Source organism: Methylomonas sp. MgM2 (assembly GCF_054172045.1).
The window spans coordinates 1-7,097 of record NZ_JBSYXO010000071.1 but is presented as its reverse complement, the minus strand read 5'-3'; the positions used below and the strand labels follow the sequence as shown (position 1 = coordinate 7,097).

The window sequence follows — 7,097 nt, the reverse complement described above, 5'->3', positions numbered from 1 at the left end:
TTACATATATAAAACAATGGCTTATTATACATTAATTCGGCCATTTCGGGTGACAGGACTAATGTGACAAAGTAGAACTAATGAGCATACAAAATCCGTCAAGTATTTGATCTGAAAATTCGCCTAATTTACTGGATCAGGGGCGCGATAAAATTCGCTTGAAGCATTACCGCATACGCATGGAACAAGGTTTTAAGGGGCCGGATTAAACGCTATATCTTGTGTCTTGGCAAGCGTCATCCGCGTGACATGGACGCTAGCACATCGCTCACGATCGATGCCCATCGCCATTGCTCAGCGCATCCAATGCAGGCTGGTTATTTCTCCGTACCATCGCCTTCCTTAGAACTAAACGCCTTCCGCAACGTCGTAAACCGCTGCAGCTGTGCATCGATCTTGCCGTTGAATGAATCCACCGGATATTTGCCTTGTTCGTCGGCGACGCCGGCTTCCTGCTCGCTCAATAATTCCAGGGCTTCGTCGACCGTGTTAACGCTATAAATGTGGAATTTGCCGGTCTCGGCGGCGTGTACCACGTCCCAGCGCAGCATCAGAAACGGTTCGTTGCTGGCCGGAATGATGACGCCTTGCTTGCCGGTCAAACCCCGGGCAGAACAGACGTCGAAGAAGCCTTCGATTTTTTCGTTGACCCCGCCGATCGGTTGCACTTGGCCCAGTTGGTTGACCGAGCCGGTCATGGCCAAGTCCTGACGCAACGGTAGTTGTGCCAGCGACGATAAAATTGCGCATAGTTCCGCCAACGAAGCGCTATCGCCTTCTACGTGGCCGTAAGACTGTTCGAAGACCAGGCTGGCCGACATGGAGAAGGGGCACGAACGGGCGTACCGGGATGAAATATAGCTGGATAAAATCAACACGCCTTTGGAATGTATGGCGCCGCCCAGCTCGGTTTCGCGTTCGATATCGACCACCTTGCCGTTGCCGATCCGGGTGGTGGCGGTGATTCGGGAAGGCTGGCCGAACGCGAATTCGCCCAGTTGCAAGACCGACAGGCCGTTGATTTGGCCGACGACTTTGTCGGCTGTATCTATCATGATGGTGCCGCGCTGTATGCTTTCATACAGGCGTTCGCGGATTTTGTCCAGGCGATTGACTTTCTGGTCGATGGCTTGTTGCACGTCGCTGGGGGTTATTTGGGTATGGCCATTTTCGGCGGCCCAGTAATCGGCTTCGGTTAACAAGTCTTTGATGCTGCGCAGATGAGTCAGCAGTTTTTCCGCATCGTCGGCCATGCGGGCGCTGTGTTCAATCACCCGCGCAACGGCTTTTTGGCTAAGCGGCCGCAATTTTTCCCTGCGGACGATTGTCGCCAGCATGCGTGCGTATTCGGTTAAGTTTTCCGTGCGATCGACGCTGCCGGCGAAGTCGGCAGCGACTTTGAAGAAGTCTTGGAATTCCGGATCGTAAAAACTGAGCAAATAATAAATCAAAGGGTCGCCCAGCAAGATGACTTTGACATCGAGGGGAATAGGTTCCGGTTCCAAAGAGGAGGTGCTGATCAGGCTCAGCGCCCGTTCCAGCGACTCGATGCGTATTTCGCCGGATTTCAAACAGCGTTTTAGCGTTTCCCAGGCGTAGGGTTGCATCAATATTTTGCGGGCATCGATGATCAGATAGCCGCCGTTGGCTTTATGCAGCGCGCCGGGTTTGATCATCGTAAAGTCGGTCACTAAAGAGCCCATGTGCGCTTGATGATCGATACGGCCCAGCAGGTTGCCGTAATTGGGCAAGTCTTCGCAGACGACCGGCGCGCCGCGTTTATGGCTCCAATCGACCATTAGGTTGACTTGATAACGCTTGAAGGGGTTTTGATCTTGCTGAGCTTCCATGAACGGCAGGACTTTTTCGCTATGCGGAATAAAGTCGCGTACATGCTCGATGATGTCTTTTTGTACTGCGCTCAGATAGCTCAGTATCGCTTGCGACTTGGCGTATTTTTCCTTGAGTTCGTCGATGGAGTGATTGACGGCCAATTCGGCGACTTCGCGATTCAAGGCTTGCAGTTTTCGTTTGGTTTCCTTGCGCCAGACCGGGAACAGTTTGATGGCGGCCTGCACGCGTTCCTGCAGTTCCAGTACCGTGTCGTGATATTTGCGCTGTTCTTCCTTATCTAATTTGTTGAACTGTTCCGGCGTAAGTGCTTCATTATTTTCGTCCGCCGGTAGAAACGCATAGCCGGTGGGAGTTTCGGTAAAGATAATATGTGTCTTCTCCGCGTCTTCCCGAATTTTACTGATTTCGTTGACTTCCCGTTGGCGCGATTCGCTTTCCAATTCGCCTGCGCGGGACCTATATTCGTCGCCGTCGAACGCGGCGGGTATCGCAACGCCGAGTTCATCGATCAGTTCAGCCATGTCTTGCTGAAATCCTCTGCCTTGTCCCGGCTCCAGGCGAATTGCCGTCGGCTTTGCCGGATGGCCGAAGTTATGTACGTAACACCAATCGGCCGGCACTGCCTGGCGCGCCGCTTCGTGTTCGGCTAATTGCGTGGCCGTGGTAAGTTTGCCCGTGCCATTTGGAGCCATCGCGAAAATATTGTAACCGTGCTTTTTGATGCGTATACCAAATTTGATCGCATCCAGGGCTCTCTCCTGTCCGACGATAATATCGATATCTTCCAGGTCTTCGGTAGAACTGAACTTTAATTGTTCCAGGCTACAAGGTTTATAGAGTTTGGATGCGGGTAATGGCGCTTTTTTCATTGATCAAAATCCCTGTAGAAATGTTAAATATACCGGGCAATATGACTAAAAAGTGAAGCGGACGGCTGACAAATTTGAGCGGCAGCCGGTGGGAGTTTACCTTAATCCGTAGCGGCCGGGATAAATTCCGCCAAGTATTACCGATTTTTTGGCGCCTGTTACGCTAGTTATATTCCCAGCTTGTCGATGGGCTGTTTGTTTTGCCAGCCAAGCGAAGGCGATCGCTTCGACATGATCAGGGTCAATTCCGAATTTTGCGGTAGACCAAATAGGCACGGGTAGTCTTTTCTGCAACATTCCCAGTAATTGTTGATTATGGATGCCGCCGCCGCAGACCAGAATATGTTCGCTGTCGGCGGCATAATTTAATATGGCGTCGGCAATGCTTTCGGCGCTGAAACGACAAAGCGTCGCCTGAATGTCCTCCGGTTTTAATGCCGGAAACGGCGCAATTTGCCGGTTTAGCCAGGTAGGCGAAAAATATTCTTTCCCGGTGCTTTTAGGCGGCGGTTGTCGAAAATAGACGTCATCGAGCAGGTGCGCGAGTAGCTCGGTATTAACTTCTCCCGCGCTTGCCCATTCACCATTTATGTCATAACACTGACCTAGCGAATGTTGGCACCAGTAATCCATCAGAGTGTTGCCGGGACCGGTGTCAAAACCCAGAACGGTTCGGTTTCTCAGTACAGTAATATTGGCGATGCCGCCGATGTTCAGTATCGTGCAGGTATGGTCAGGGTCCGAGAAGACGGCTTGATGAAACGCCGGCACTAACGGTGCACCCTGACCACCAACCGCAATATCTCGGCGACGGAAATCACTGATTGTAGTAATGCCGGTCGTTTCGGCGATGCGATTGGGGTCGCCGATCTGCAAGGAAAATCCGTGACGACCATTTGGGGCATGGTATACGGTCTGCCCGTGGCTTCCAATGGCTTGAATTTCGGATGCTTCAATTTGCGCTTTCCGGAGCAATGCTAAAGAGGCTTCGGCAAATAATTCGCCCAGTTCCGAATCCATCGTGCCGTACTCTTCAAGGATAACGGCGCGGCCGGGTTGACTGAGATTATGAATTTTGAGCCTTAACTCAGCGGGAAATGGTTGGTAATGGAAAGCGACAACGCGGATTTGGTTTTTACTGAAGTCGACGAGACCGGCATCGATTCCGTCGATGCTGGTCCCCGACATCAAGCCGATATAAAGTTCAGGGTGTTCCTTAGTTTTTTGCAAGCAATCCGCCGCCTTTGGCTTTTTCTAATAGCGCCATCAGTGGCTGAGTTTGCGCTTTGAATTTTGCCAGCAAAGCCCGATCCATAGGCAAAGTCCGAGGTAACTTTGCGGTCAAGGGGTTGACATGTTGCCCCGCAATCCGAAACTCGTAATGTAAGTGCGGGCCGGTTGCGAGGCCGGTCTTGCCGACGTAACCGATTACTTCGCCTTGTTTCACGTTGCTGCCTGCCTTGTGGCCGGATTTAAAGCCGGAAAGGTGAGCGTAGAGGGTTGAATATTTCTGACCGTGTTCAATCTCAACGACATTGCCGTAGCCTCTTTTGACACCGCGAAACACGATCTTTCCGTCCCCGGTGGTTTTTACCGGTGTACCGGCCGCAGCAGCGTAATCAACGCCTTTATGTGCACGAATAGTGTTCAAAATCGGATGTTTGCGATGCAAATTAAAATGAGAACTTATTTTGGCGAAATCCATCGGCGTTTGTAAGAAGGCTTTACGCAAGCTGTTGCCTTCCGGTGTGTAATAACCGGTATGGCCTTTGTTGTCATCGAAACGAACGGCAGCGTAGGTCTTGCCCTCATTGACGAATTCAACCGATAAAATTTCCCCGGTGTCAAACTCTTTGCCGTCGACGAATAATTTTTCGAAAACGACAGTAAATTCGTCACCTTCGCGCAGGTTTAAAGCGAAATCAATGTCCCAGGCAAAAATATCCGCTAGTTTCAGAATGATTTTTTCCGATACGCCGGCCTTTACTCCGTCTTCGAATAATGATGAATGGATGGTTGCGGTCGCACTGGTGATTTGGTAATCGATTTTTTTACTAAATAGTTTGACATCGAAGCCGTCTTCGCTTCGAGTTGCGACCAATGTTTCGAAAGGATTTTTAGCATAGGTCAGTTGTTCCAGTTTGCCTTCTGCATCGACGGTTGCGACGACATCTTGACCGGGCGCTACATCGGCGAATTGCTTGGCTGTCGCGTTAGTATGGATGATTTTGTGTAGGTCTTCGCGGCTGAGATTTAATGCGGAAAATATAGTAGATAAATTCTCGCCCGATTTAACGGTATGTTCCAGGTCCTGAGAAAAGTCGGCTTCATCAGGTTGGCTTTCCGGAGCCACATACTTGGTGTATTGGTTGATTTTGGACGAGATCAGCCTTTCTTGTTCCAATGATCGTGGGTTCTCTAGATTTTTATGCGGAATGAGTCCGTAACTCGCACTCGCGGCAACAACGGTGCAGGCACCTAACAGCACCGTCTTGACTATTCTGTTTTTCACAAGCAATCACACTTCAATGGTTGTCCAATGCGAATTGTAGGCAATTTTTGGACTTAAGGCCAATTTACGCGGATTTTTAATCCGTAATTGGTAGGACGATAATTTATAATGTTTCGAGCTATTCAGTTTTCAGGAGAAGAAATTGTTGCAAGAAACGCTGGCGCAGCTGCGATATGGTGCGGATGAAATTCTATTGGAAGCCGATTTGATTAAAAAATTAGAGGAAAATCGCCCTCTAACTGTTAAGGCCGGATTTGATCCGACTGCGCCGGATTTGCATTTGGGTCATACAGTGCTGATCAATAAACTTAAGCAGTTTCAGGACGCGGGGCATAATGTTCAATTCCTGATCGGCGACTTCACTGCAATGATAGGCGATCCGACCGGCAAAAATGTCACCCGCAAACCCTTGAGCCGGGAAGAGGTTGTCGAAAATGCAAAAACCTATCAGGAACAGGTTTTCAAGATCCTAGATCCCGATAAGACCGAGATTAAATTCAATTCCGAATGGATGGGTGTGATGTCCAGCGCCGAGATGATTCAACTGGCGGCGAAACATACCGTGGCGCGGATGTTGGAGCGGGATGACTTTCATAAACGTTACAAAAACGGTCAGCCGATTGCGATTCACGAATTTCTTTATCCTCTGATTCAAGGACATGATTCTGTCGTTATGAAAGCCGACGTTGAACTGGGCGGGACAGATCAAAAATTTAATTTGCTGATGGGGCGGCATCTTCAAGAAATGAATGGCCAAAAGCCGCAGGTGGTTTTGACGATGCCGATTTTAGAAGGCTTAGATGGTGTTCAGAAAATGTCTAAGTCGTTAAACAATTATATTGGCATTGCGGATGCGCCGGACGAAATGTTCGGCAAGATCATGTCGATCTCCGATGAATTGATGTGGCGCTATTACGAGTTATTGAGCTTTAAGCCGATGGGCGACATCGAGAGATGGCGCAAGGAATGTTTAAACGGTGCCAATCCCAGGGATTATAAAGTCGGCTTGGGGCGAGAAATCGTTGCACGATTCCATGGCCTCGAAGCTGCTAAAAAAGCGTTGGAAGCGTTCGAGGCTCGTTTTCAGAGAGGCGCTATGCCCGAAGATGTGCCGGAGATTCAGTTAAAGGGAGAGGGCGGTTTGCCTATCGCCAATCTTTTGAAAGATGCGGGTTTGGTTGCGAGCACTTCGGAGGCCTTGAGGATGATTAAGCAAGGGGCTGTCAAGATTGACGGTGAAAAATTGGAAGATCCGAAATTGGTGGTCCCTTTGGCTACTACTCATATTTATCAGGTTGGAAAGCGAAAGTTTGTCAAAGTTGAATTGATCTCTTGATCATGGCAAGCATCGTCGCTATGTAATTGGCGAGAATTTGATTGGTTGGTGTGCATGATGGCCGGAGAGTGTCGGCTTCCGGCGGGAAAGATTGCTAGCCATCCCTAGCTAGCAATCGCGCCTACACCGCTACGTGATTGCCTGCGGCGGCCCTGGCCGTCCGCGTCACCTCGGCTTTGACCCAGCAAGGGGGTCAAAGCCTTGGCTCTCGCATGACTCGACGCCGTTTCGCGATGCCTTGCAGTTTTTCTAGTCGAAAAACCGGCCGGCGCTACGGCTTCCAGGGACTACTCGACCTTCACTCGCTGGCGCTTCGTTTCCAAGGTTTCGCAGCGTTTGATTTTGGCGATGGGTTTTGAAAGAGTTTGGTTGAAAAAAATTTTGACAAACATGGTAAGTGTTGTAAAATGGCGAGCTCTTTTGGTCGAGATGAGTTGACCGGAGGCGGTGAGGCAGCGGTTTTGCCGGGTTGGTTGAGTGTTTTTTGGGGTTTTGTTTTCGGTGGTTTAGAAAGCTTTCAAAAAAT

Annotated in this window: 4 protein-coding genes; 1 reads left to right on the top strand and 3 read right to left on the bottom strand. The window is 49.8% G+C overall.

The annotated features are described in order from the left end of the window. Positions 1-317: 317 nt before the first annotated feature. The 3 genes from ACW73I_RS22705 to ACW73I_RS22695 form a co-directional block, all read right to left on the bottom strand. The gene (locus ACW73I_RS22705; RefSeq protein ID WP_458031786.1) at positions 318-2,723 is read right to left on the bottom strand and encodes a Lon protease family protein; all 2,406 of its coding nucleotides are present in this window, start codon (positions 2,721-2,723) and stop codon (positions 318-320) included. A gap of 96 nt (positions 2,724-2,819) precedes the next feature. Beyond that, on the bottom strand, positions 2,820-3,953 hold the full coding sequence (locus tag ACW73I_RS22700; protein WP_458031785.1) for an anhydro-N-acetylmuramic acid kinase: 1,134 nt from the start codon (positions 3,951-3,953) through the stop codon (positions 2,820-2,822). After that, positions 3,940-5,235, bottom strand: a complete 1,296-nt coding sequence (locus tag ACW73I_RS22695; protein WP_458031784.1) for a peptidoglycan DD-metalloendopeptidase family protein — start codon at positions 5,233-5,235, stop codon at positions 3,940-3,942. The genes ACW73I_RS22700 and ACW73I_RS22695 overlap by 14 nt, the downstream gene beginning before the upstream one ends. A 145-nt stretch (positions 5,236-5,380) precedes the next feature. Between ACW73I_RS22695 and tyrS the strand changes: the two genes are divergently transcribed. Beyond that, positions 5,381-6,571 (top strand): tyrosine--tRNA ligase, encoded by a 1,191-nt coding sequence (gene tyrS / locus ACW73I_RS22690; protein ID WP_458031787.1) that lies wholly within the window; start codon positions 5,381-5,383, stop codon positions 6,569-6,571. Positions 6,572-7,097 lie beyond the last annotated feature (526 nt).